At 37.1% G+C, this 25,927-nt stretch carries 26 protein-coding genes; 15 read left to right on the top strand and 11 right to left on the bottom strand.

Translation table 11 applies throughout. The features are described 5' to 3' along the window. The first annotated feature begins 49 nt into the window (after nucleotides 1-49). The 7 genes from BLW74_RS11285 (at nucleotide 50) to BLW74_RS11255 (ending at nucleotide 6,697) form a co-directional block, all read left to right on the top strand. Nucleotides 50-916, top strand: coding sequence for a VOC family protein (locus BLW74_RS11285; protein WP_089692495.1), 867 nt, complete (start codon nucleotides 50-52; stop codon nucleotides 914-916). A gap of 50 nt (nucleotides 917-966) precedes the next feature. After that, nucleotides 967-1,800 (top strand): SDR family oxidoreductase, encoded by an 834-nt coding sequence (locus BLW74_RS11280; protein ID WP_089692494.1) that lies wholly within the window; start codon nucleotides 967-969, stop codon nucleotides 1,798-1,800. Between the two features lie 107 nt (nucleotides 1,801-1,907). After that, nucleotides 1,908-2,336, top strand: a complete 429-nt coding sequence (locus BLW74_RS11275; protein ID WP_089692493.1) for an SRPBCC family protein — start codon at nucleotides 1,908-1,910, stop codon at nucleotides 2,334-2,336. 73 nt (nucleotides 2,337-2,409) lie between these two features. Then, entirely contained in the window at nucleotides 2,410-2,868 is a 459-nt protein-coding gene (locus BLW74_RS11270; protein WP_089692492.1) for an SRPBCC family protein, read from the top strand. Nucleotides 2,869-2,945: 77 nt separating this feature from the next. Next, nucleotides 2,946-3,404, top strand: a complete 459-nt coding sequence (locus BLW74_RS11265; protein ID WP_089692491.1) for a DoxX family protein — start codon at nucleotides 2,946-2,948, stop codon at nucleotides 3,402-3,404. 174 nt (nucleotides 3,405-3,578) lie between these two features. Then, on the top strand, nucleotides 3,579-5,582 hold the full coding sequence (locus BLW74_RS11260; RefSeq protein ID WP_089692490.1) for a S9 family peptidase: 2,004 nt from the start codon (nucleotides 3,579-3,581) through the stop codon (nucleotides 5,580-5,582). A 155-nt stretch (nucleotides 5,583-5,737) separates the two neighbouring features. Further along, complete coding sequence (locus BLW74_RS11255) at nucleotides 5,738-6,697, top strand: pepsin/retropepsin-like aspartic protease family protein (protein ID WP_089692489.1); 960 nt, start codon at nucleotides 5,738-5,740, stop codon at nucleotides 6,695-6,697. A gap of 48 nt (nucleotides 6,698-6,745) precedes the next feature. Here BLW74_RS11255 and BLW74_RS11250 read toward each other — a convergent pair whose 3' ends face one another. Both BLW74_RS11250 and BLW74_RS11245 read right to left on the bottom strand, forming a co-directional pair. Beyond that, nucleotides 6,746-7,429, bottom strand: a complete 684-nt coding sequence (locus BLW74_RS11250; protein ID WP_089692488.1) for a response regulator transcription factor — start codon at nucleotides 7,427-7,429, stop codon at nucleotides 6,746-6,748. After that, a complete protein-coding gene (locus tag BLW74_RS11245; RefSeq protein WP_167358412.1) occupies nucleotides 7,422-8,762 on the bottom strand; it encodes a sensor histidine kinase in 1,341 nt (446 codons plus the stop codon). The genes BLW74_RS11250 and BLW74_RS11245 overlap by 8 nt, the downstream gene beginning before the upstream one ends. A 257-nt stretch (nucleotides 8,763-9,019) precedes the next feature. Here BLW74_RS11245 and BLW74_RS11240 point away from each other — a divergent pair, with 257 nt between their 5' ends. From BLW74_RS11240 to BLW74_RS11220, 5 genes are all read left to right on the top strand, one after another. Further along, entirely contained in the window at nucleotides 9,020-9,574 is a 555-nt protein-coding gene (locus BLW74_RS11240) for an RNA polymerase sigma factor (protein ID WP_227413199.1), read from the top strand. 11 nt (nucleotides 9,575-9,585) lie between these two features. Beyond that, nucleotides 9,586-9,918 (top strand): hypothetical protein, encoded by a 333-nt coding sequence (locus BLW74_RS11235; protein ID WP_089692485.1) that lies wholly within the window; start codon nucleotides 9,586-9,588, stop codon nucleotides 9,916-9,918. 91 nt (nucleotides 9,919-10,009) lie between these two features. Next, nucleotides 10,010-10,267 (top strand): hypothetical protein, encoded by a 258-nt coding sequence (locus BLW74_RS11230; RefSeq protein ID WP_089692484.1) that lies wholly within the window; start codon nucleotides 10,010-10,012, stop codon nucleotides 10,265-10,267. Between the two features lie 143 nt (nucleotides 10,268-10,410). After that, nucleotides 10,411-11,055: a lipase family protein gene (locus BLW74_RS11225; protein WP_089692483.1), complete on the top strand. Its 645-nt coding sequence runs from the start codon at nucleotides 10,411-10,413 to the stop codon at nucleotides 11,053-11,055. 524 nt (nucleotides 11,056-11,579) lie between these two features. Further along, on the top strand, nucleotides 11,580-12,227 hold the full coding sequence (locus BLW74_RS11220; protein WP_089692482.1) for a J domain-containing protein: 648 nt from the start codon (nucleotides 11,580-11,582) through the stop codon (nucleotides 12,225-12,227). Here BLW74_RS11220 and BLW74_RS22435 read toward each other — a convergent pair whose 3' ends face one another. Both BLW74_RS22435 and BLW74_RS11215 read right to left on the bottom strand, forming a co-directional pair. Then, nucleotides 12,228-12,377 (bottom strand): hypothetical protein, encoded by a 150-nt coding sequence (locus BLW74_RS22435; RefSeq protein WP_164723264.1) that lies wholly within the window; start codon nucleotides 12,375-12,377, stop codon nucleotides 12,228-12,230. A gap of 88 nt (nucleotides 12,378-12,465) precedes the next feature. After that, the gene (locus BLW74_RS11215; protein ID WP_089692481.1) at nucleotides 12,466-13,644 is read right to left on the bottom strand and encodes a DcaP family trimeric outer membrane transporter; all 1,179 of its coding nucleotides are present in this window, start codon (nucleotides 13,642-13,644) and stop codon (nucleotides 12,466-12,468) included. Between the two features lie 427 nt (nucleotides 13,645-14,071). Between BLW74_RS11215 and gcvP the strand changes: the two genes are divergently transcribed. Further along, the gene (gene gcvP, locus BLW74_RS11210) at nucleotides 14,072-16,930 is read left to right on the top strand and encodes an aminomethyl-transferring glycine dehydrogenase (protein WP_089692480.1); all 2,859 of its coding nucleotides are present in this window, start codon (nucleotides 14,072-14,074) and stop codon (nucleotides 16,928-16,930) included. Between the two features lie 107 nt (nucleotides 16,931-17,037). On the opposite strand, the gene BLW74_RS11205 is transcribed toward gcvP, so the two are convergent. The 3 genes from BLW74_RS11205 to BLW74_RS11195 form a co-directional block, all read right to left on the bottom strand. Further along, nucleotides 17,038-17,436 (bottom strand): helix-turn-helix transcriptional regulator, encoded by a 399-nt coding sequence (locus tag BLW74_RS11205; protein ID WP_089692479.1) that lies wholly within the window; start codon nucleotides 17,434-17,436, stop codon nucleotides 17,038-17,040. A 441-nt stretch (nucleotides 17,437-17,877) separates the two neighbouring features. Beyond that, entirely contained in the window at nucleotides 17,878-18,612 is a 735-nt protein-coding gene (locus BLW74_RS11200) for a YggS family pyridoxal phosphate-dependent enzyme (RefSeq protein ID WP_089692478.1), read from the bottom strand. Continuing rightward, nucleotides 18,609-19,328 (bottom strand): AAA family ATPase, encoded by a 720-nt coding sequence (locus tag BLW74_RS11195; RefSeq protein ID WP_089692477.1) that lies wholly within the window; start codon nucleotides 19,326-19,328, stop codon nucleotides 18,609-18,611. Before BLW74_RS11195 ends, BLW74_RS11200 begins: the two co-directional genes overlap by 4 nt. 1,087 nt (nucleotides 19,329-20,415) lie before the next feature. Between BLW74_RS11195 and BLW74_RS11190 the strand changes: the two genes are divergently transcribed. Beyond that, on the top strand, nucleotides 20,416-20,751 hold the full coding sequence (locus tag BLW74_RS11190) for a DMT family transporter (protein ID WP_089692476.1): 336 nt from the start codon (nucleotides 20,416-20,418) through the stop codon (nucleotides 20,749-20,751). Here the strand turns inward: BLW74_RS11190 and BLW74_RS11185 are convergent. The 3 genes from BLW74_RS11185 to BLW74_RS11175 all read right to left on the bottom strand — a co-directional run bounded on the left by BLW74_RS11185 (nucleotide 20,748) and on the right by BLW74_RS11175 (nucleotide 23,274). Further along, nucleotides 20,748-21,404, bottom strand: coding sequence for a glycosyltransferase family 32 protein (locus tag BLW74_RS11185; protein WP_089692475.1), 657 nt, complete (start codon nucleotides 21,402-21,404; stop codon nucleotides 20,748-20,750). The genes BLW74_RS11190 and BLW74_RS11185 overlap by 4 nt on opposite strands. Before the next feature lie 427 nt (nucleotides 21,405-21,831). Beyond that, a complete protein-coding gene (locus BLW74_RS11180) occupies nucleotides 21,832-22,566 on the bottom strand; it encodes a DNA-formamidopyrimidine glycosylase family protein (RefSeq protein ID WP_089692474.1) in 735 nt (244 codons plus the stop codon). Nucleotides 22,567-22,647: 81 nt separating this feature from the next. Beyond that, nucleotides 22,648-23,274, bottom strand: coding sequence for a class I SAM-dependent methyltransferase (locus BLW74_RS11175; protein ID WP_089692473.1), 627 nt, complete (start codon nucleotides 23,272-23,274; stop codon nucleotides 22,648-22,650). A gap of 194 nt (nucleotides 23,275-23,468) precedes the next feature. Between BLW74_RS11175 and BLW74_RS11170 the strand changes: the two genes are divergently transcribed. Beyond that, complete coding sequence (locus tag BLW74_RS11170; RefSeq protein WP_089692626.1) at nucleotides 23,469-24,824, top strand: deoxyguanosinetriphosphate triphosphohydrolase; 1,356 nt, start codon at nucleotides 23,469-23,471, stop codon at nucleotides 24,822-24,824. Nucleotides 24,825-24,833: 9 nt separating this feature from the next. Here BLW74_RS11170 and BLW74_RS11165 read toward each other — a convergent pair whose 3' ends face one another. Beyond that, nucleotides 24,834-25,904: an NAD(P)H-dependent flavin oxidoreductase gene (locus BLW74_RS11165; RefSeq protein ID WP_089692472.1), complete on the bottom strand. Its 1,071-nt coding sequence runs from the start codon at nucleotides 25,902-25,904 to the stop codon at nucleotides 24,834-24,836. Nucleotides 25,905-25,927: the final 23 nt, after the last annotated feature.

Raw genomic sequence — 25,927 nt, 5'->3', positions numbered from 1 at the left:
TATAGCAAATTAATAATATAAATACATTACCTTAATTAAACGTAAAATTATGAATAACGATATTTTCCCTTGTCTCTGGTATGACGGAGATGCCAAACAGGCTGCAGAATTCTACTGTAAAGTTTTTGGAGGCGAAATTACAGCAGATACTCCTGTTGTGATGAATATTGACTTATTTGGGCAGAAACTGATGCTTCTGAATGGAGGTCCTCAATTCAGGAAAAATGCTTCTATCTCTTTCATGGTAATCTGCGAAACGGAACAAGAAGTTCAAAAATACTGGGATCAGTTATTGGATGGCGGAATAGCTTTAATGGAGCTGGGATCTTACTCATGGAGCCCGAAATACGGATGGATTCAGGACAAATATGGGGTAACCTGGCAGCTTTTCTTAGGAGAAAAAGCAAGTGAGCAAAAAATAATTCCTACGCTGATGTTTATCCATCAGAATAATGGGAAGGCGAAAGAAGCAATGGAACTTTATACCAGGACTTTTCCTAACTCAAATATAGGAAATATACTGACTTACGGAGCAGGAAGTGAAGGTCACGACATTCCGGAACCGGCAGAAAATATTCAGCACGCTCACTTTGTCATTGATAATTATAGTTTGTTCTGTATGGATAATTCTTATGATCATCAGTTTGATTTCAACGAAGGAATATCATTGGTGGTGATGACCGATGATCAGCAGCAGACGGATCACTACTGGAATACTTTCACCGCAGATGGCGGAAGAGAAAGTATGTGCGGCTGGCTGAAAGATAAGTATGGAATGAGCTGGCAGATTGTGCCTAAAAGACTGATCCAGTTAATGAATGATTCTGACCAGGAAAAAGCTTACAAGGTTGTACAGGCAATGATGAAAATGCAGAAAATTATAATACAGGATTTGGAAGACGCTTATCATTCTTAAAATATTTTCGGCGTATTGTTTGATATACTTTTGATAAAAAAGATTTGCCTATGAAAACACAGAACAAATCAGATTCTAAATCAAAAGTTCCTAAAGAAGGGTTATTTCCGGAAATTATCCGGAATGATTATCGCGGAAGCCGTAAACTTGAAGGTAAAAAAGCAGTTATTTCCGGAGGAGATAGCGGAATAGGCCAGGCTGTAGCCGTCCATTTTGCAAGAGAAGGAGCAGATGTCGCCATTATTTATAAAGAAAGTGACGATGATGCCAAAGAGACTAAAAAACTTGTTGAGAAAGAAGGGCAGAAATGCCTTCTGATTAAAGGAGACCTTACCCGGAAAGCTTTCAGAACAAAATGTGCAGACAAGATTAAAGCAACATGGAAAAAGATTGATATTCTTGTCAATAACGCAGGAATTCATACCTCCAAAAGCAGTCTGGAAAAAATCTCTGATGAACAGATCCTGGAAACATTTGATACCAATATTATTTCCATGATTTCATTCACCAGAAATTTTCTTCCACTCATTGACAAAGGAGGAAGGATTATCTGTACAACTTCTGTCACAGCGTATCGGGGAAGTGACCATCTGATTGATTATGCTGCAACAAAAGGTGCCGTATTGTCTTTTATACGTTCGCTGGCTGATAATCTTGCAGAAAAAAAAATTCTGGTCAACGGAATTGCACCCGGCCCTATCTGGACTCCTCTTGTAAAAGAAGCTTTTGATGATCTCTCCAAGTTTGGAAAAGATACACCGCTGAAGCGTGCGGGGCAGCCATCGGAAGTAGCTCCAGCCTATGTTTTTCTTGCTTCCAAAGACGCAAGCTATATCACAGGAGAAATTATTCACATTAACGGAGGTGACTTTGTTGGAGGGTAGAAGAGGAAGATGAAATTTTGTACAGGCAATAATTCTCTTAACCGCTCTTATTCTCCTACTGTCAAACCTTACAGCCCAATCACAATCACTTAATACTTATATAAAATATGGAAAAATTATCGTACGAAATAGAGATCAATGCCGAACCGGAAAAAGTATGGAGTGTACTTTGGTCAGATATTACTTACAGGCAGTGGACAACAGCTTTTACAGAGGGCTCTTTTTATGAAGGAACTCTTGAAGAAAATAATGTTGTCAAGTTTCTTGATCCTAAAAATAACGGCATGTACAGCAGAGTTGAAAAAGTAATTCCCAATGAGGAAATAAAATTTCTGCATCTTGGAGAAATTTATGAAGGTGTTGAAGTTCCTCAGGATTGGGGAGAAGCTACAGAATCCTATTTTCTTGAAGAAAATGAAGAAGGTACTTTGCTTAGAACGGAAGTTCAGACCCCTGCAGAATTCAAACAATTCTTTGAGGAGAAATTTCCAAAAGCCATGTCAATTGTGAAGCATCTTTCCGAAAATCAGCTGTAAATAATTCAGTCTGATTAATAAAAAAGATAAGAATATTTCAGTTCTCAAAGTGACCCCCTTAAAAAATAAAAAAATGGAAACCTTATCATACGAAACAGTAATTGATGCTCCACTACAAAAAGTATGGAACATCCTCTGGAGTCCAGAAACCTACAGCGAATGGACAAAGTATTTCGGAGCAGGATCTGTAATGAAATCTGATTGGAAAGTTGGCGGGAAAACCTATTTTCTGAATGCTGAAGGGGAAGGAATGGTTTCAACGATAGACAGCCTGGACGAGCCACATCAGATTGTGTTCAAACATCTGGGTACTGTAGATAAAGACGGCAATGAAGATACCCGGAGCAAAGAAGTGATGGAGTGGAACGGCAGTTTTGAAAAATATTTTCTGATCGATTTTGACGGAAAAACAAAACTTCATACCGAGGTTCAGGTAGAAAAACAGTGGCAGGACCATATGAATACAGGTTTTACCAAAGGGCTGATGCTGGTAAAAAGCCTGGCAGAAGGGGTGAGCCTGGATTCCGTGTAAAGAAATTCAACGTTTAAAATTTAAGGTGTAAAGCTTACAAATTGATGCTTTGTTCCTACTCTCTTACTCCCTAAAAAATGAAACTACTCGTCATAATTTTTGTAACATTTATTCTGGCTTTACTGGGAACATTTTTGTTTCACGGAAGGCCGGATTTTATATTTTCAGGAAATCTTGGAATGGCTGTTTTTATCGTATTCACAGGATTTTCCCATTTTAAATTTCAGAAAGGAATGGCCATGATGATTCCGGACTTTATACCCGCAAAAATGTTTTGGGTATACTTTACGGGAGTACTGGAAATTGCTGCGGGTATCGGACTAATGATTCCGGCAATCCGTGAGATGACAGCCGTTTTGCTCATTATTTTTTATATGTTGGTTTTTGTAGCCAATATCAATTCTTCCCGGAAAAGGATTAATATTTTTAAAGCCGATTACACCGGACCGGGAATGAAATATCTTTATAATCAAAGAATTCCCATGCAGATGATCCTGATCGCCTGGACATGGTATTTCGGAATTTATTTACACTAGATAAAAGACAGTCTTACGGCTGTCTTTTTTTTATATAACCATTTTTTTTTCCATTAATTGCTCAATTATTGTAACGTTTTAAGAGGATAATGTGTCTTATTATAGAAATGCATGTATTTTTTATCATTATAAAATTTACATGCTTAAATAACTTTAACCTTTAAAACAAAAGTTATGAAACTAAATCACAACATTTTCGGTACAGCCCTTATTGTACTCTCTACCATTATGACCAACGCACAGAGTTCTACAGCCAAATTACCGGGAGATCCTACTTTGCCATCTTCCAAAGCCAGTCTTGAAAAGCTTATTTCTTATGATAAAGGAAACTTTAAATACAAAGTGGAAGATTACTTTGCAAGACCGAAAGCTTCAGCATTTAAAATCTCTCCTGACGGGAAATACCTTTCCTATAAAGAAAAAGATCAGGAAAAAAAGAACCATGTCTATGTAAAAGATCTGGCTACAGGAAAAATTAGCAAAGCCATCGTAGAAAAAGATGACCTCATCAGAAACTACGGCTGGCTGAATAAAAAACGCCTTTTTTATACGCAGGATAGAGGCGGGAACGAGAATATTCATTTGTATGCTACCGACATAGATGGCGGAAACCAGAAGGATTTGACACCATTTGACGGAGTAAAAGTACAGTCTATCATTCCTATAAAAGATACAGACTTCGTGGTAGTTACGCTCAATAAAAACAATAAGCAGATCTTCGAACCCTTCAGGATCAACTACATTACCGGGGAAATGACCCAGCTCTATGAAAATAAAGATGTCAACAGCCCTATTGATGATTATATTTTTGATAAAGACGGAAATTTAAGAGGATACAGTATTCTTGAAAACGGACTGACTACAAAAACCTACTATAAAGATCTGCAGACCGGAAAATTCAACCTGATCAAATCTGCAGACTGGTCAGACACTTTTGGCATTATCGAATTCAATGAAAATTCCAAAAATAAGGATGAAGCCTATGTGGTAACCAATCTGGATAGTGATAAAGCTAGAGTAGTGCTTTATGACCTGAAGAAAAATGCAGTGATTAAAGAAGTATACTCTAATCCTGTGTACGATGTAAGTTCCATTAGTACAGCCGGGAAAAACAGAAACTATGAGCTGGATTTTATCAGCTATGAGGGCGTAAAAGGTGAAACGGTTCCGGTAAGTAAATTTTATAAAGAAATAGATGACCAATTAAAAGCTCAGTTTGGAGATAAAGAATTTGGAATTGTTTCTTCCGATGATAATAATGATAAACTTCTGGTGGTAGTAGGAAGCGACAAACTTTACGGAACATATTATGAATACGATACAAAAACCAAACAGACCAAGCTTCTGTATAATCTGATGCCCCAGCTCAAAGAGGAAGATATGGCTGAGATGAGACCGATCGAATTTAAAAGCAGAGACGGACTGACCATTCATGGATATATCACGTTACCGAAAGCCGCGCTGGAGGGTAAGAAAGTTCCCTTAATAGTCAACCCTCACGGTGGTCCTCAGGGAATCAGAGACCGTTGGGGATTCAATCCGGAAACACAGCTTTTTGCTAGCAGAGGATATGCTACCCTCCAGGTGAACTTCAGAATTTCTGGAGGATATGGAAAATCATTTCAGAAAGCCGGATATAAGCAGATAGGCAGAAAAGCTATGGATGATGTGGAAGATGGTGTAAAATATGCCATAGAACAGGGGTGGGTAGATAAAGATAAAGTTGCCATTTATGGAGGAAGCCATGGCGGGTATGCAACCTTAATGGGACTCATTAAAACTCCCGATCTGTATGCCTGCGGTGTGGATTATGTGGGAGTATCCAATATTTTTACCTTCTTTGAGTCATTCCCAGAATACTGGAAACCCTACAAAGAAATGGTGAAACAAATTTGGTATGACCTTGATAATCCTGAAGAGGCTAAAATTGCTAAAGAAGTTTCTCCGGTATTCCAGATTGACAAGATCAAAAAACCTTTGTTCGTAGTACAGGGAGCAAACGATCCAAGAGTAAACATCAACGAATCCGATCAGATTGTAAAGGCAATGCGCGCCAAAGGTTTCGAAGTTCCTTATCTGGTAAAATATGATGAAGGACATGGCTTTGGAAAAGAACCGAACAGAATAGAACTGTACAAGTCGATGTTAGGATTCTTTGCAGAAAATTTTAACAAATAAACGATTCATCTCATAACAGAGGAAAGCGGAAGGCGGAAGTCTTCCGCTTTTTATTTAACCAAAGCCTGGATAACACTATTTAACAGTACATAACTATTCGATAACCCATCAAAGAAGTTGTTCTGCAGATATTTGCGGTATCAAAAAACATTGTTATGATAATATTATTCAGATTATTTATGGTTGTGATCTTAACGGTCCTTAGTGTTTTCACAAAAGCCCAGGCAGGTATTGCAGAAAATGATAGTACCGGCAGCAAATCTGCAAAGCTTTTGGCACCAGTCAAAAAGTATACTCCTGAACGTATTGAAATACCCTTCACCGTGCATAACGGAATTATTTATGTGCAAGCCTCTCTTAATGGCAAAGAAGGTACCTTTATACTGGACAGCGGTGCTCCGGAACTCATACTGAATTCGGATGCCGAAAATATAGAGTATGATTCATCCTATAAAAGTGAAGCCGGCGGAGTAGGTGGAAAAGTAAAGAAATCAGGTTCTGCCCATATACAATCATTTGACTGGGATGGCATTACCCTTTCTGAAGGAAATATGCTCTCTGTTTCCATGGCTCATTTAACTAGGAAAAAGATTTTAGGCTTAATAGGGTACAGTGTATTTAGTGAGTATGCATTAACGTTTGATTATAAAAATTACAGCATTATCGGACAGTTAAATCCCTCTTTAGCTCAGGAAAAAGCGCTTAACGGTGTGCTCCTTGCCACAATTCCGTTTGAAATGTATAAGCATATTCCTGTTTTTCCAATGGAAATTGATGGCAAAACATACCATATGGGATTAGATTCAGGAGCGGCTTCCAATGTGCTTTATGAAAAATATGTTTCTGAGCTGAAAGAATCCATCATCAGGTTTAAAGAAAGTGATCTTACAGGAATAGGAGGAAAAACCAAAGCGAAGAAAGGACATATTAAAACACTTAAAGTTGGGGACGTTAGTTACAAAAAGCTTGGATTTATTTTTGAGAATGATATGCTTGATAATCTCAACCGGAAAAGCACAGTAAAGATAGACGGTTTGTTAGGATATGAATTCCTGAAGCAGTACATCACTACTGTAGATTTCAAAGCCAGGGAAATACGGATTTATAAAAAATAACATTCACTCCTTGTTTTGCTGCTGCTAAGGATTTCCTTGCAGCAGTTTTTAGCTCACTATTAAACGGTATCCGGTAGCCCTTATGTTGATAATACTGATTCTGGGGTCTTCAGAAAGATATTTCCGGAGCTTTGAAATAAATACATCCAGACTTCTGCCATTAAAAAAATGATCATCTCCCCACAATTCAAGCAGCGTTTCTTTCCTGGGCAGAAAGCCATCTTTATTGGTAGCCAGCCGGTAAAGGATCTCACCTGATCGTGGCGACAGCATAACTTCTTTATCCTGATAAGTCAGTTGATAAGTACTGTGATTATACTCATAATTTCCTACACTAATTGTATTTGCAGAGTGTTTTTCAGAGAAAGAACGTTTAAGAATTCTGTGAATTCTTGCATTCAGCTCTTCTATACTGAAGGGTTTCCTCATATAATCATCTGCCCCCAGAGAAAATCCTTTGAGAACATCTTCTGTTAAAACCCGTGCGGAAATAAGAATCAGTGGGGTATGATCATTCCTGTCTCTTATTTCTTTGAGAAAACTGTATCCATCAAGCTGCGGCATCATGATATCAGCAATAATGATGTCGAACTTTTCATTCTTAACAGCTTTCAGACCGTCAATGCCATTGTTTACCCATTGTACGGAGAAATGCATTCTTGTGAGCATATCCGTAGTGATTTCACCCAGATCATGATCATCTTCTAAATATAATATTTTGGGTTTATTCATGTGAGGGAATTTTAATTTCCATGGTGGTACCTTCTGTTTTCTGTTTTATAAACTGTATATCTGCCCCTTGATTCAACAGCGATTTTTTTACAAAGCTTAAACCCAGCCCAAAGCCTTTGACATCATGTGTATCATCCGTAACAATTCTAAAGTAAGGCGAAAAAATATCCTCAGCATATTTTTCCGGAATTCCTATACCATTATCCTGTATTCTGATCAAAATACTGTTTCCTGATTTTTCAGCAGAGATCAAAACCTGTGGTTTATTGTCAGAGTATTTTAGGGAGTTATCTATTAAATTGCAAAATACCAGCCTTAGCTGTTCATAGTTTCCTTTGATCGTAAAGGTCTGATTGATATTGACAAGAATAATTTCCGCCTGTCTCTTGTCAATCATACCGGATAAGTTATTCTTTACATCTTCCAATAGATCTACAAGATTTATACTCGTTAGCGGCAGCTTTTCGGTATTATGATCGGCTCTTGCATGCTGGAGAATAGATTCTACGAGTTGGGAGAGCTGGCTGCCGGCTCTCCGTATCATACCAGCATATTTTTTTGCGCTTTCAGGTTCTTTTAAAACATCATATTTCTCAAGTCCTTCGGCCGCAATAAGAATAGTGGATATCGGAATTTTAAGTTCATGAGTCATGTTACGGGTGAAGATCTCTTTATTCCTCAGCAGCTTTTGATTAAAAATGAGATTCTTAAAAAGAATAAAGATGGTCACCAGGAAAAGTAAGATGTACAGCACGGAAAAGATAATGGTTTCTTTTATTTCGCTGATTACCAGGCTTGTCATATTTTCGATATAAATCCTGTAAGTGGTATCTTCTCCCAGCAATGCATTAACCGGAGTGGTGGTATTTTCATCTTGAGCTTTTAGATTCTCAGGATACATTCTTTTGATGTTTTTTCCTTCATACAATATGCTGATTTCTGCCTCCTTATTCAGCCCCTTTTTTAAAATACTTTTAATTGAATGATATAAAAAAACATCCAGTTTTTCACCTTTATAAAAGGAAGTGTTTTGTTGTTTAAAGTTTTTATTGACCACATCTTTTTCCTTTTCGCGGATAAAAACCTGAATTTTTTCTCGGCTGCCGGCAGCGTTATTCCTGTAATTGCTGTTCCGGTTCAGTTTTTGTTTCAGAGGAGGATCATTAAGCATATTATCCACTAATAACTGGGTCATTTCAGACCTGGTACGTTCCAGGATCTCCTCTTTTTTATTCTGAAAGCTTACAGCAATCCAGTATCCCTGAAAAGCAAAAACAACCAGTATTGTCAGAACAAACAATAATTTTCCGAAATGGGTAAATAATGTATTCATAAAATGATATAGCACATCGAAATTAAGCATAAAACAGAACATAAAAACGACTTGATAACACTATTTAACACTATTGTATTGAAGTATCTGTTACATTACCATTTTCATCATTCATCTGTTATCTTTTATCAGCGAAAAAATAAAAACATTGATGAATAAAAGAAAAATTGAATTCTGAGAAAAATATTTTAAATTTATTAAAGTAAAACCAAAAGATCAGCCGTCATAGCAGTATGGAGGTTGTCGAAAAAATAACAATGCCACAGAAAGAGAAAGAAAGTATCATCTCGCAGACCGTTTCCAGCTACGGAGGGAAGCTGATGTCTTATATCCGTCCGAAAGTAAAAAATACGGAGGATGCGGAAGATATTCTGCAGGAAGTGTGGTATCAGTTCAGTAGCCTTACGAATATTTCGGAGATCGTAAATGTTGGTGGGTGGCTCTACAGGGTAACAGCGAATAAAATCACAGATCGTTACCGTAAAAAGAAAACAGAAAATCTTGAAGATTTTGTATATGAAGATGAAGACGGCAGTTTTTCTATCAAGGATATTCTATTGATGGATGAGAGCGCTGGTCCTGAAGTGAAGATGTTTCAGGATGAGATCTGGAAAAAACTGTTTGAAGCATTGGATGAACTTCCTGAAAAACAAAGGTTGGTCTACGTAGAAAATGAACTGAACGACAAAACGCTCCAGGAGATCGCCGATGAGCAGGGAGAAAACATCAAAACCATTATCAGCAGGAAAAACTATGCTGTGAAGCATCTGAGAAACAGACTGAGAAAGTTATACGAAGATTTAAAAAGTTAGAAAAAAAAGTTATGAATCATAAACACAAAAAAGGTTGGATTTTTTTATTGTTATGTCCGCCATTAATTTTAGCCGCAGTTACATGGATTGTAATGCTGCTTTGGAATTGCCTTCTTCCGGAAATTTTAGGCGTAAAAACCATTACCTTCTGGCAGGCAATGGGAATACTGATCCTGAGCAAAATTCTTTTCGGAGGCTTCCATTTCGGAAAAGGAATGAAAGACTTTAAAGAAAGAAAAATGAGAGAAAAAATGGCGAGCTGGTCACCAGAAGAAAGAGAGAAATTCAAAGAGGTATGGAGAAATAAATGCTCAGGAGGATTCTTCAACAGAAACAACGAATAATTTGAAATTTTTAAAGAAGTAGTAAAGTAAAATTTAAATTCATTCGTCTATATAAAAAACAAAAAGTAGTAAAATTTAAAATTTTGAAAAAATGAAAAATTCAGCATTAAAAGGAGCTCTTGGAGCATTAGCTGTGGTAGGGGTAGCCTTCATCGCTAAAAAAGCAATACAAAGAAAAAAGTTTATTAAAGGTATTTTTGAAGAGTACGGAATTAAAGAAAAATCACCTTTCGGACTGGCGGATAAGATCAGGGAAATGAATGATGAGCAATATCAGGAACTGAAAGGAAAATTCAAAAAAGAATTCCATTCAAGATGCTGCAGAAAGGATAATACCTGGGAAGCATAAGAAAAGTAAAAACTAAATTGAAATTGTTACATTCCGGCTCGGGAAGCGAAGCTTCCCGAGCCGGAATTTTTACATAAAACAGAGGCGTTAAAAGCTTTTTAAACTATATTTGTTCTTTCTTTATTAAAAAAGCTATTCCGGTTATGATGAGGTTCAAGAATATTTTCGTTGCAGTGTTATCCTTTTTTTCGATGATTGTGTTGGCACAAAAACCACAACAAAAACAGTATATTTTCTTTTTGCATAATAAATTTCTGGAAAATCATTCTTTTGAGGAGAAACATCCCAAATACGGAGTCGCAGAATATGAAACCATACTCAAAAAATTAAGAAATCAAAATACCATTGTTATTTCAGAGAAAAGGAAAGCTGATACAGATCCGGAAGTGTATGCTGAAAAAATCAAAAAACAGATTGACAGCCTCTTAAAAAAAGGAGTTCTGGCCCGAAATATTACGGTGGTGGGCACTTCTCAGGGAGGATATATTGCACAATATGTATCTTTTTATGAGAAAAATCCACAGCTGAAATTCGTTTTCATCGGAGCCAGTTTTAAAGATGATTCTTTGGAGAAAGATAAAAACTTTAAGCTGTACGGAAGAATTCTTTCCATTACGGAGAAATCGGATGAAGGACATGTGCCCATGTCAAAAGAACAGCGACTGGTGAGATCTGACATCAAAGATTTTAAAGAAATAGAACTTAACACAGGCCTGAATCACGGTTTTCTTTTTAAGGCTCTCAATGAATGGATTATACCGGTTAAAGATTGGGTTTCCAGGAAATAAAGTGCTTATATCTTAATTGATGGAGTGTTGAATAGCTTAATTAGGCGCAGTCATCTGCCCGTTTGTGGGGTCTGTGGGGAAAACAGTTTTGTAAAGGAGTTGAAAATCCTTGCTTTGTTCGGAATGACAAGCGCAGTATTGAATTTTATCAAAGATAAAATTTTTGTGCCTTAAAAATATGCAGGTAGCTAAAAAAACATGGCGTCCTTGCGCTTTCCAGCCAATAGATTATGAGCTGAATTGATATTGCTTCACTTTCGGTTTGCAATGACAGCGGGACTGCTGGGGTAACGGTTTCATTTTTTAGAAAAATACAATTTTATCGGAGATAAATCTTTGCGTCTTAAAATATGCGCGTAGTTGAAAAAAACTTGGCGTCCTTGCGTCCCAACCGATAGATTATCAGCTGTATTAAGATTGCTCCACCTTCGGTTCGCAATGATTTTTTGATCTATACTTTCAACAAAATTTTACCGTAAATATCAAACACAAAGAAAAATAAATCCTTATTTTTGTAATGCTCAATGAAAGATTACTACTATTTTCTCGGTATTTCCCAGGATGCTTCTGAAGAAGACGTCAAAAAGGCGTATCGAAAACTGTCCTTAAAATATCATCCTGATAAAAATGACAATGACGACTTTTTTGCAGATCGTTTCCGGGAGATTCAGGAAGCGTATGAAACTTTGAGTGATTCAGTAAGGAGACGTGCGTACGACCAGAATTTGGAAAGCCACCAGCGAAGTTTCAGATATACCATTCCGCCGGCAATTAAAACCTTCACAGCGAATAAAATTCATGCAAAAAAAGGGGAGGAGATTATTATCAACTGGCAGACGAGTAATGCCGATGTGGTGAAAGTGCTGCCTTTCGGATTAGAAAAGCCGTATGGAGAGAGAATATTTAAGATCACAGAATTCAAAGATGGAAAATTTCAGCTTCTGCTTCATGCCACCAATTCTCTTTTGCACAAAACCGTAGTTCAGGGAATCACCATTACTGAGGTTTTTGAAAGTGATTCTGAAAAATTCAAAAATACGGTAGAGGAAATGTTTAAACCACAACCTGCAACAAGAATCAATAGAACAGGTCAGCCTAAAATTATGATGCTGATCTGGGGAATTATTATAATCGCAATTGCTATTTATATGCTGGTCAGAAATTTCAGCTGATTAGGCCATTTTCTTCCTTCCGGGGCACTTTTTACATCTTTTTCCTTTTTTGAATTTTTTGCAGCACGATTTCTTTTCGCAGAACATCTCTTCATTATTGAATGAGTAAGGCGCCAATGGCGGAACTTTAAATGGGACAATCATATTCATGATGCAAATATATTAATTTAGAATAAATATAATTAATAAATTTTCATAAAAAATTGCAGGCCTGAAAATTAGACCTGCAATCGGGGCGTTATTTAAATGAAAATGAAGTCGAAAACTGAAGCCTGAAAGCATCACTTTTCTTTCCTTCAAAATTTTCTGTACTTGCATAATTGCCTTCCACCCCCATTCTCAGATTCTTATACGGCTGATAAATAAGATTGATTGCTGCATTTTGAAAACGTTTCATAAGACCATTCCCGGCTGTAGGGCTGGACCCGACCTGTGAATAGCTATAATAAGCTGCGGAACTCCATTTCGGAGACCACCAATGTTCATAAATTCCTACTATATTGAACAGGCTTAGCGTTTCTGCTGTATTTTTTTGAGGATCAAAAACTGCATCATAGCCTTCTCCGCTCAAAACAATATTATTTCTTGCAATTCCTTTTCCATATGAAGTCTGAAATCTGAAATCATCAAGATTCGTGACATATTTTCTGAAAGAAATTATACCTCCAAATCCTATCTTTGTATACCCATCTTCCTGATTTTCATAATTAACAGGAGAGAGCGTTGCTCCAATTTTAGCATAATCTCTTGCATTTCCATAGCGATACATCCCCGTTGCAACAGGGATCAGGCTTTTTCTTTTCCATTCCGGATGGGTCTTCGGTATGGTCATACTGATTTTACCCGGATCTTCCAGTGAAAAAGACAGAGTCTCTTTATCAGAAAGTTTTTCTGTGTAACGCACTTGTATGGACCGAAGAAGCATCGCTCCGTTAGCTCCGTTAAAATCAAAAATATTCGGGAAGATCTCAGCATCTGTGAAATTACTCCAGGTTTGCCCGATCAGCCATTTTTTCCATTGAAGATAACCATGTCTTAATCTGGGTGTCGTAGTTCCATTGGGGCCGTAAAAATCTATTTCTACATAAGCAGAAACCGGAGAGTCTCCGTTTTTATCTGTCTGCTTTAGACCCAGCCCTATCTGTGATTGCCTTACACTGAAGTAACTTGACATAGAATTGTGCTGTGGAATTACAATAGAAGGAGCCACAATTCCGTCCTTCGCTCCGAATTCCTGAAAATCGAGCATAGCATCTGCCTGTACAAATCCTTTGAGATAAGCTGACCATTTCCTGCCTGAAGAATCCGGTTCTGTATTAGCGATAGCTATCTGGGCATTGGTCTTTACATGCATTAAAATTAATGCAATAGTAGTAAACGCAGGCATAAGAGGCCTGCTTTTTCTTTTTTCCGTCATCTGTGTTTTTTATTTGTGTGTTGTAATTTATCTTCTCATTTGAAATTGAATTTATGGGATATTAATTTTAAAATTTTTCACAATACAACCGATGTTTTTCACTCGGTCGTGATTGTTTTCACGAATGTACAAATGCTTCCGGAAATGGTGTAAGTGAAAAATTTAAGGTTTTTAATAGGTTTGTAGAAGATAAAAACCAGAAAATTGAAGTGATAATAAAACGAATATTCTTAAAAAATTAATTTTTCTAAAATGAAATTCATTAAACAGTGAAATAATAAATTTTATTTTTTAACATTTAAAAAGACTTTATCCTTGGATTTTAAGAATTTTTAAGAAAACGAGGCCTTGTTTTCTGTGTTGTGAAATCACTTAAAAAATCGTAATTTTACGCATCTTTTTTACAAACAAAATCTAATAAATAAAAATGAATACAGAACAGTTTGTGAGCCGTCACATTTCCCTTAATGAAGCCGATAAGCAGGCGATGTTGGAAAAACTTGGCGTTTCTAGTATTGAAGAGTTAATTTCTCAAACCATCCCATCCTCTATCCGTTTAGAGAAAGATCTTGAGATCTCGGAACCACTTTCTGAATACGAAATGTTGAACCATTCAAAAGAATTGGCATCAAAAAATACAGATTATACAAGTTATATCGGTTTTGGATACCACAATACACTTTTGCCTTCAGCAATCCAGAGAAATATTTTTGAAAATCCAAGCTGGTATACTGCTTATACACCTTACCAGGCAGAGATTGCACAGGGAAGACTGGAAGCTCTTCTTAATTTCCAGACTGTAGTATGTGATCTTACAGGTTTTGCATTAGCTAATGCATCTCTTTTGGATGAGTCCACTGCTGCAGCTGAAGCAATGCACATGTTCTTCAACAACAGAACGAAAGACCAGAAAAAATCGGGAGCTAATAAATTCTTCATTTCGGACCTTGTGCTTCCTCAAACAGTTTCTGTATTAAAAACAAAGGCTGAAGGATTAGAAATCGAAATTGTAATAGGAGATCATAAAACACACCCGTTTGATGATTCTTATTATGGAGTTTTATTACAATATCCTGGTAAGAACGGAATTGTTTTGGATTATACAGAAGATATTGTAGGTTACAAAAAACTTGACCTTCAGGTAGCAGTTGCCTGTGATCCGATGGCTTTGGTTAAATTAAAGTCTCCGGCAGAAATGGGTGCCGACTGTGCGGTAGGTACTACCCAAAGATTTGGTATTCCGTTAGGATACGGAGGTCCTCACGCAGCGTTCTTTGCCTGTAGAGAAGATTATAAAAGAGATATCCCGGGAAGAATTATCGGGGTTTCTCAGGATATGTACGGAAGACGTGCATTAAGAATGGCATTACAGACGAGAGAGCAGCACATCAAAAGAGAAAAAGCTACTTCAAATATCTGTACAGCTCAGGTTCTTTTGGCAGTAATGGCGGGAATGTATGCTGTTTATCATGGTCCAAAAGGATTAAACTATATCGCTGATCAGATCCATTTTAAAGCCAATGCTTTGAAAGGAGGTCTTAAAGCGCTGGGATATCAGGTAGTAGAAGAACCTATCTTCGATACGGTAAAGATCACGATGCCTGAAGAGGAAAAAGCAAAATTAGTAAGACTGATGCTTGATCACAGGCTGAATCTTAATTACTTCACAGAAGGAGTGGTAAGCATTGCGATCAACGAAAGTACAACATTAGAGAAATTAAACTATCTGATGGCTTCTTTCGCTCAGTTTAAAGACAAGCAGACTTTCAAACTGGAAATCAAAGAAGGATACAGCATTCCGGAAGAAAACTTGAGAAAAGACGAAATTCTTACAGAATCAGTATTCAACAAATACCATACGGAAACAGAATTGATGCGTTACATCAAACGTCTGGAGAGAAAAGATTTATCATTAACACACTCAATGATTTCTTTAGGATCTTGTACGATGAAGCTGAATGCTGCTACCCAGATGTTGCCGCTTTCGTGGGAAAACTGGGGAGCTATTCACCCATTTGTACCAGTTAACCAAGCTGAAGGATATCAGGAAATGATCCGCGAATTAGAGAAAGACTTAGCAGAAATTACAGGTTTTGCCGGAACTTCTCTTCAGCCTAACTCAGGCGCTCAGGGAGAATATGCAGGATTAATGGTGATCAGAGAATATCACATTTCAAGAGGAGACCACCACAGAAATGTAGTATTGATTCCTCAGTCTGCTCACGGTACCAACCCGGCTTCTGCAGCCATGGCAGGAATGAAAATCGTAGTCGTGAAAAACCTTGAAAACGGGGAAATCGACTTCGAAGATCTTAAAGCTAAAACAGAACTTCATTCAGCCAACTTATCAGCTGTAATGATCACGTATCCTTCAACGTACGGATTCTTTGATGCCAACATTAAAGAAATTACCAACCTTATCCACGAGCACGGAGGACAAGTATATATGGACGGTGCGAACATGAACGCTCAGGTAGGATTCACAAGTCCAGGAAACATCGGAGCAGACGTTTGCCACCTTAACCTTCATAAAACTTTCGCCATTCCTCACGGAGGTGGAGGTCCTGGAGTAGGTCCAATCTGTGTTGCCAAACACTTAGTGCCTTTCCTTCCTTCTAATGCGAACATCAGAATCGGTTCTAAAGAAGCTATTGAAGGTATTTCTGCTGCACCTTACGGTTCAGGATTAATCCTTAATATCTCTTACTCTTACATCAAGATGTTAGGAACTGAAGGTCTTAAAAAGGCTACAGGGCACGCTATTATGAATGCCAACTACCTGAAAGAATTGCTGGCAGAGCATTTCCCGATCTTATATTCAAACGAGAACGGAAGAGTAGCGCATGAATGTATCGTAGATTTCCGTCAGTTCAAATCTTTAGGAATTGAAGTAGCTGATGTGGCGAAGAGATTAATGGATTATGGTTTCCATGCTCCTACGGTTTCTTTTCCGGTTGCAGGTACTTTGATGATCGAGCCTACAGAATCTGAAAGCAAGGCTGAAATTGACCGTTTTGCTGAAGCGTTGATCTCTATCAAAAAAGAAATTGATGAAATTGCCAACGGGGAAGCTGATGCTGTAAACAACGTATTAAAAAATGCTCCTCACACAGAACAATTGGTCATCTCAGATTCATGGGATAAACCATACAGCAGAGAAAAGGCCGCTTATCCGCTAGAGTGGGTAAGAGACCACAAATTCTTCGCTTCTGTATCAAGAGTAGATGAAGCTTACGGAGACAGAAACTTAGTATGTACTTGTGAGCCGATTGAAGCTTATATGTAATCTTAGTTTCTTAACTATAAAAAATCCCTTTCAGTAATGAGAGGGATTTTTGTTTTTTACAGTCATTGCGAGTGTAGCGAAGCAATCTCAATACAGCAATGATTTTTTTATTTCGTTTTGATTAATTCTTCAAGTCTTGTCATCATATCATCTTTTTCCTTCAGCATTCTTTCATAAAGTGCAATTTTTTCTTCGTGAAGCTGTATGATTTTGTCAATAGGATTGTAATTATTGACAATTACACCTGTTGCGTTATCATGAAAGTTGCTTGCAATAATATTGATAGCCTGTTCTTCATCAAAATTTTGAAATGCTTCCACAGGAATTTTTAATACCTCAGAGATTTTTTGAAGAAGCGGATCTTCAATGGTTTCTTTTTGTTCCAGTAAGGAAATTTTCTTCTGATTCCAGTCGTCACCTAAATCCAAAGCTAAGGCTTCCTGTTTGATGCCCAGCATTTCTCTGAATCTTTTTATGTTTCTTCCCTGATGTATCTTTTGTTCCATTTGTGATTTTAAGCTTATTTGAAGGTTTATGATGAGTAAAGATAAAAAATTGTGCTGGATATCTAAGGTGTGAAGGTGAAGATTTGTATTGAAATCTTTTCAATCAAAAAAATCACCTCCCAAAAATTGAGAGGTGCCTTAGTATTTAAATTCCTTTTGCTATCTTCTTTTAACGGTATAAGCCAGCAAAATTGCTAAGCCCATCGTTACGCAGGTAATAATTGAAATGGTTTCAATGGATATTCCACTTTTTATCTGTGGGTTTTCTTTTTCACATGAAAAAAAGAATAACAATGTCATGAATAGACCTACCGATAGTAATTTTTTGTTCATAAATGCATTTGTTTGGTTATGAAATGTTTATATCAAAAAGTATACCGAATTTGTAGACTATTAAAGAGCACTTAGAATTTATTTTAGATGATGATATTCGATAGTGATTTAAGCTTTTCCTTCATCCCAATAATACCTGTCAGGATAGATCCTTGCTCCGAAAACAGCTGTTCCCACCCGTACAATGGTAGCGCCTTCTTCAATGGCTGTTTCCAGATCTCCGCTCATGCCCATGGAAAGCTCCTGCATTTCTACATTGGGAATTTTTTCTTGGAGAATGTCCTGCTGAAGGTTTTTCAGAATTTTAAAGCAAGCTCGTACCTTCTCGGTTTCTGCACTGAATAAACCGATGGTCATCAGACCTTTTATTTTAAGAGTAGAGTAGTGGGAAATCTTTTTGATAAGTTCGATTGCGTCACTGGGATCAACTCCGAATTTGCTTTCTTCACTGGAAGTGTTTACCTGGATTAAAACATCCATCGTTTTGTTTTCTGCGGATAACCGCTGATGGAGTTTCTCCGCCAGCTCCATACGATCCAGAGACTGAATGCAGGAAACGTCATACTTCAGGATATCTTTGATTTTATTGGTCTGAAGATGTCCTATAAAATGATTTTCATGGGGAATATTCTTTAGCTCTTCATATTTCTCTTTCAGCTCCTGAACTTTATTTTCAGCAATTAACGCCTGTCCGCTTTCCAGCGCAATTTTGATACGTTCTGCCGAAACCGTTTTCGTAGCAAGTAATAGCTTAACTTCATGAATGCTTCTTTCAGATTTTTCACAGGCATTCTTTATCCGTTCATGGATCAGATGGAGGTTATGGAGAATATCTTCTTTCATGATGCAGCAGTTTCTTTGGCTTCCAGCTTATTAATTAAAGCGGCCTTCACGGACGTCAAAGCATAATCTTTAGCCTCCGCAAAAGAAACAGAGTATTTTCTTTCCACGTTTCTCATCTCTTCAGGAAATTTGCCCAGCAATTGATCATAATACGCGTCCAGAAATTCTTTGGAAGGCATTTCGTAATTAATTTTTAGCTGAAAACGTCGTAGTAAAGCGGTGTCAATGATCTCAGGATGGTTAGTTGCACAGAGTAGGAGTGAGTGTTCCGGATAATAATCAATCAATTGAATCAAAGTGTTAACCAATCGTCTCATTTCGCCCACATCCTTGTCATCGCTGCCTCTTGCTTTCCCAATCTGGTCCAGCTCATCAAGAAAGAGTACAGATCTCTCACGTCCTGCCTTATCAAAAATCATTTTAATATTCTGAGACGTTTCTCCGATACGGGAGGAGACAATATTGCTCAGGTTCAGAATCATGATATTTTTTCCCAAAGCGTTCGCAACAGCCTTTGCGGTCATTGTTTTTCCGCATCCTGAACTTCCCTGAAGGAGGATCTTGTTATTAACCGGAAGACCATATTCCTGCAGCTCTTTGATATAAGTATGTTCTTTGATGAGCTGTAGAAGCTGATCCCTGTTGTTCGTACCGAGAAACACTTCGTTAAGGTTTACCTGTTCTTTATCCTGAATAATGAGGTTATACAGATTCATAATGACGTTTAAAAGGATTACTGAATGCACAAAGATAAAGCTTTATTGAATTCCGGAATAAACCTGAATAATAATAATCGGCTGGTCCAGAAGGAAAAAATTATGATTGAAAATCAGCATCAGAAAACCAGGTGCAGCCGTATGAAAACACATGATCAAAATAATCTGTGAACAATTCTGTAATAAAAAAAGAAAGCCGGACTTACGACCGGCTTTTCTCATTTGGATATTAAAATTTGTTATGAAACTAAGATCTTTCTGCTTATGTTTTTGGGCCCTTTTACCCGATGGTAAAAGAGCAATCTGATCTCTCAGACTAAAAACATAAAACAATATAATTAGTATAGATATTCTATAGACTCTGTTTGTTTGAAATTAGTTTCTTTCTCTTCTTACTGTCATGAAATAGGAAGCGATTACTACTAAACCTGTTGCGATACCGATATAAGTTACCATTTTGTATTATTTTTAATTATTTGACTTTTTTTTATTAATTTTTCAATTGCAATATTACTACTTTCAAATGATGTGCCAAAGTGAATATTCATGATGTTTATCAGTGTATTACGTAGGTTTAGGTTCATTAATTAGTTAATTTTAGTTTACATTAAATTAATGTATTATTTGAAATTTATTAATACTTTTATTATTCTATCTGTAAAATTATGTGAAAACGTTAATCGTTTATTGACTTCTATGTTGGAGTTGATAAAACAAATAATATGTAATGCCTGGCATAATATTGCTGTAAAGCATATTTATTTATCCGTAATCTTTCACCTGAAATGGATTTTGATGTTAAGAAAACTTATTTTTCAACAGGCTTTTTGGTTCGGAATTTTTGTCAGCTGTCACATTTCATGACACAGAGAACTATTATTCGTATGGCAGCCCCAGAAAGACAAGCTATTACAATGACCGTTTCTCAAACGGAATAGGATGACCAATGCGTTAAAATATAATCTTTAGCTTAACTTATGGGTTGTCAGAGATGGGACGAAATATTTTTTTACAAGCCGAGAGTATCATTCTGCTTCTTTTTGGAAGTCCCGAAGTGCTTCATTACTTTTGTATAAAGAATGAATTTATGGGACGCAGTTATATTTTCCTGGCTTTAGCTATTATATTTGAGATTATTGCTACTACTTTTCTGAAGAAATCTGAAGAATTCTCCAAGCTGGTGCCCTCTGTTGTAACGGTTATAGGATATGCCTGTGCATTTTATTTTCTGAGTCTTACCCTTCGCCAGATTCCGGTAGGAATTACTTATGCTATCTGGTCTGGTATAGGAATTGTTTTTATTACAGCTATAGGGGTGGTAGCATTCAGGCAGGTTCCGGACCTTCCTGCTATTATTGGTATTGCTTTAATTATTATTGGGGTAATTATTATTAATGTTTTTTCAAAAATGGGTACCCACTAAAAAATAATCTCCTGATGCTTTTGCATCTGCTTCCAATGCTGAGACCTTTTTTTGTATAAAAAAAACTTACCAAGTTTATATTTGAACTTTAAGTATCCGCGGAATTCAATGCCGTCAAATAATGTAAACGGAGTGGCCGGATTTTCTTGTAGTGTCTGTCTGATTCCTTCGCTGAATACAGTAGGGCCTGTAGTAGCATGTATATCATGCGGATAGCGGTGAGTGTTTATATTATCAATCATCAGATCCAGTGTTTTCTTGAGAAAAGGGTGATTTTTATTGAAAATAAGGGCCCATTGAACGTACAGGTTTTCGTGTCTTTCTGCACTGATCACAGCTTCATCATTTTCCTTGATCAATTCTTTGAATGGCTTTACAATACTGCTGTCGATATCAAGATATACACCTCCTTTCCTGTATAAAACAGCATATCTGAAAAAATCAGCTTTGGCGGCACCAATCCTTAGTTTACGGTATGTTTCAATATAGAGGGGAGGGAATTCTTCTGTCAGAAATTTTTCTATGTCGTCATCATCATAAAAGTAATATTGATATTCCGGATTCTTTCTTTTCATATTCCAGACATGATAGCGTGTAATGAGAGGAAGTTTTTTAGTTATAAAAGTCTGAAATATCTGTTTTGGTATTGCCATATTCAATTTTTATTCATTACATAAAGGAAAATCCCGAAATCATTTTCATTGACCATTTGCATAAGTGGTAATAAGATTTTTCATGAGAAAATCCTCTGCATTTGTGTTTTTATGAAGTTTTGATTGTATTTTGAGAGAATGGTTAAATACCTCGAGACAGAAATTTTAATTTTTTTTTAATATTCTTGCGAATGTCTCTGATAATGAGTTCAAAAAATGCACATCATTTGTTGATGATAAATGATGCAGAGGCAGGAAATGTAAGATGAATAAATAGTTATCAGATTTTCTCATCTCGATGAAGATGGATATGATCTGCGAAAATCTGTCTAGTTTTTGGAAAAGAAATTTGTTGTGGAAAAGATTTTTAGTCCATTAAAACAGATGAACATTTCAAGGAAAGCAGCCCAAACTTGAAATCTGATCATCAATAAAGCTTCTGGTCTTTTTCACAATAAAAACTCCTTCTTTTTCCGACACCGGTTTGTTTCTTGATGAGTTTCTGTCCGCATATCGGGCATACAGTTCTGGTATGAACCAGCCAGTGCTTTTTCAATACAAATTCTCTTTTCCATTTCAGAAAATCAAAACTGTAATTTCTGGCTTCCGTAATAAGCTCTTTTCTCTTTTTAGGAGGGAGGTTGCCTGATAGACTTTCCGGCTGAACTCCAATTCTGAAAAGAACTTCATTTTTTATAATATTTCCGACACCCGAAAAAATATCCTGATTCATCAAAGCATCACAGACCATCATTTTCGGATTGTCTTTTAGCTTTTTTTCTGCTTTCTTCGGATTCCAATCATCACTCATAATATCAGCTTCCCAATCAATTGCGGAAAGATATTCAAGTTCTACCGGCTTTACAGAGCAGGTGTAAAAATACATGCTTCCGGTAGAAAAGAACAGCGCCAGCCGCAGGCTTTTATCAGGTTTGGTCTGCTCATTAATACTGTAAGAGCCGAACATCAATAAATGAATACGGATGGCAGCTTTTTCAAAAACAAGGTAAGTCTGCTTTCCAAATGTTCTAATTTCAAGCAGAATCTGGCCGGCAAAGGCATCTTTTTCAAATTGGGCATTCCCAGAAATTTCAGTCACTTTCTCACCTGCAAAGGGCTGCAGGTTTTCTTTCATTAATATGATGGAGGGACCTTCAGGCATAGTTTTATTTTGAAATAATAATTCAAATAGTATTCCATTTAAGGAAGACCTGTCCCAAGAAAACCCATGACCATATTTTTATCACCGCTTTTGCCCCACAAAACGAATAACAGAACCTGTCCCATTGTGGAATAAGCCTTCACTCAGCTCAATTTCTGTTTCTTCCAGTTCAATAATATGATAATCGGGAAAATCAGACTTGATCTCTTCAATAGAAAATAATGACTCAATATCCTTTGGACCGCCAACTTTTTCATTCTTTGCAATATATTCAAGGTGATTCTTACTGAAAGCTTCAAAAATAACAAAACCACCTGTACGCAGATATTGATTTAACATCTTATGAATAGAAGACTTAACAGCACCGGGAAAGTGAGCATAAATAAGAGCAACAGCATCAAACTGCTCATTCTGATAATCCAGAGAAGAGAGTTCACCCACCTGATAATCAATAGTTGTTTGTTGCTGCTCTGCGAGCTGTAACGCTTTATTTCTTCCATTGGCGCTGATATCGAAAGCAGAAACCTGCCATCCCATTGTTGCCGCGAAAACCGCATTTCGGCCTTCACCTTCTGCCGGGAAAAGTATTGTGCCCGGTTTTAATTGGCTAAGCTGTTCTTTCAGGTACTTGTTAGGTTCTGTCCCATAAGCAAACGCTTCGCTGCTGTATCTGTCATCCCATCTGCTGAGCCATGTTTTGTCTGTCATGATGAAAAGTATTTAAAATCTAAAAAATTGTATGTATTTTTCTATATATTAGGGTATCAAATGTAAAATATTTATTTAAGCTTTCTGATCTCTAAAAACGTTTCCTATAATAGATTTTTTGAATGAAATTTCCATCTAATAAAAATATAAATACTATTCCATACAATTAAAATTTGGAGTAATTTTGAAAAATGATGAATTTAAACCACATTTTCACCAATCAACGTACAGGAAACAATCCACAGACTAAAGCTTCACGAACTGATTTTCAGAGGGATTTCGACAGAATTATCTTTTCATCTGCCTTCAGAAGGCTGCAGAATAAGACGCAGGTTTTTCCGCTTCCGGGAAGTGTTTTTGTACACAACAGGCTTACGCACTCTTTGGAAGTATCGTCTGTAGGAAGAAGTTTAGGAAGTATTATTGGTGAATTTATTGCTGAAGATTTTAAAAGTGAACTCACTGAAGATTCAAGGAATTTTTATCTCTATAATTTAGGAAATGTAATTGCAGCAGCGTGTTTATGTCATGATGTGGGAAATCCTGCATTCGGGCACTCCGGAGAGGATGCCATTGCAAGCTATTTTGAAAGAAATGAAAAGGATCTGAAAACAAAGTTTAATGAAAAGGAATGGGCAGATCTGGTCAATTTTGAAGGAAATGCCAATGCCATCAGAGTACTGGCACAGCAGCAGCAGGGTAAAGATGCCGGAGGTATTCAGCTAACATTCTCTACACTGGCAAGTATTGCGAAATATCCTTGTGAAGCGGTAGCCAAGAAAAAAGGGATCATTCACAGGAAGAAATTCGGGTTTTTCCAGAATGAAAAAGATATATTTCTGGAAATTGCCAAACGAACTCAGCTTATTTCTGAGAGTGAAGAACCGCATATTTTTAAAAGACATCCTTTTGTATGGCTTGTAGAAGCAGCTGACGATATCTGTTACAATATCATTGATATGGAAGATGCCCACAGGCTTGGAATTGTTTCAACAGCAGACTGTAAAAATCTGTTTTTTGAGCTGGTAAAATCAGAAACTGATGACGTTCAGAGAATTGAGACAAAATTAAGCTCCATTTCCAATGAAAATGAGCAGATTTCTTATTTAAGAGCAAAAGTAATTAATGCATTGATCAACAAATCAATTGAGATGTATAAATCTAACTTTGCTGCAATTCTTGAAGGAAATCTCAGCAATGGCCTGCTTGATATTTATAAAAAAGAAAATAAAGCTTTACAGGACATTGCCAGTTTCTCGGTAGAAAAAATTTACAACCATAAAGCCGTTGTTGAAATTGAAAATGCTGGTTACAACGTAATGTATGAATTGCTGGATCATTTTATTCCTTCCATTCTGAAACCTGAAGGCAATAGAAAATCCTATGACGAAAAAGCTTTGAAATTAATTCCAAAGCAGTTTATTTATAATGATGGCACCGATTATCAGAAAGTATTGGGGGTTATTGATTTTGTTTCCGGAATGACAGATAATTATGCTACCGATTTATACAGAAAAATTAAAGGAATAGACATCGGAATGACCGTGTAAATTCTATTATTACAATAATTCTGAAGCCTCTTCTATTAATGATTTCATTAAAGCGGAGGCTTTTTTATGCTTTAAAAGCGGTGCAATCTGACCGCTCCAGAAGAAAACCAGATCGTTCTTTTGCTGTTCCAAAGCTGCTTTTCTCAATGCTCCCATAAAATGAGTATGCAAAGGAAACGGCAGAGTGCTGTCTGTGGCTGCCAATAGATCTCTTGTTATTTTGGTCGTAATTCCACGCCCTAATCTTCCGGTATAAGCTCTGGAAAGGGTGGTAGATTTTGCTGCATCCGAAAATAGAAAGTCTTTGTGAGCAGGTAAAGCTCCGGATTCTTCTGTTGCCAGAAAAGCGGTTCCGATCTGTACGGCATCAGCTCCCAGTTTGAAAGCACCTGCAATCCCACGGCCGTTAGCAATCCCTCCGGCAGCTACAACAGGAATTTTTACCTTATCCTTGATTAACTGAATCAAAACGAAGGTTCCCGTTGTAGAAAGCTCAGCCTGATCCAGAAACGAAGGCCTGTGGCCGCCACTTTCGAAGCCGGAAGCCACAATAATATCTACTCCCGTTTTTTCGAGGGCAACAGCCTCATCCAGCGTTGTGGCATTTCCCACGACAAGTGTACCGCGCCGGTGAAGATCCTCGATGATATTTTCATCCAATAGCCCAAACATAAAACTGAACACCTTAGGCTGTATAGAAAGCACTGCATCCAGCTGATTCTGAAATCTTGATTCAAAAGAAGATGGAGAAGAAGGAATCTCTATCTGCAAAAGTTCGAAATAAGGTTTGAACTTTTCAACTGCCTTTTTATATTGGAGCTTTGTCTGTTCTTCGTCAATAATATCATGATCGTTTACCCAGAGATTAAGATTGTAAGGTTTATCTGTTTTGGATTGTATCGCCTTGTGAATGTCATATATTTCCTGTGGAGATAAAGTATAAGCTCCGAATCCTCCTAATCCGCCAAGATTACTCACCGCTGTTGTCAGCTCAACAGTGGAAAGACCTCCACCAAAAGGACCTTGCAGAATAGGATATTCAATCCCTAATAACTCCGTAATTCTATTGTGATTCCACATGATTGAATTGGTTTTTAATTAAA

The organism is Chryseobacterium culicis (assembly GCF_900108365.1).
In the GTDB taxonomy this organism is placed as follows: Bacteria; Bacteroidota; Bacteroidia; order Flavobacteriales; family Weeksellaceae; genus Chryseobacterium; species Chryseobacterium culicis.
Note: the sequence above shows the minus strand (reverse complement) of the source record. Positions and strands in the feature narration are given on the sequence as shown.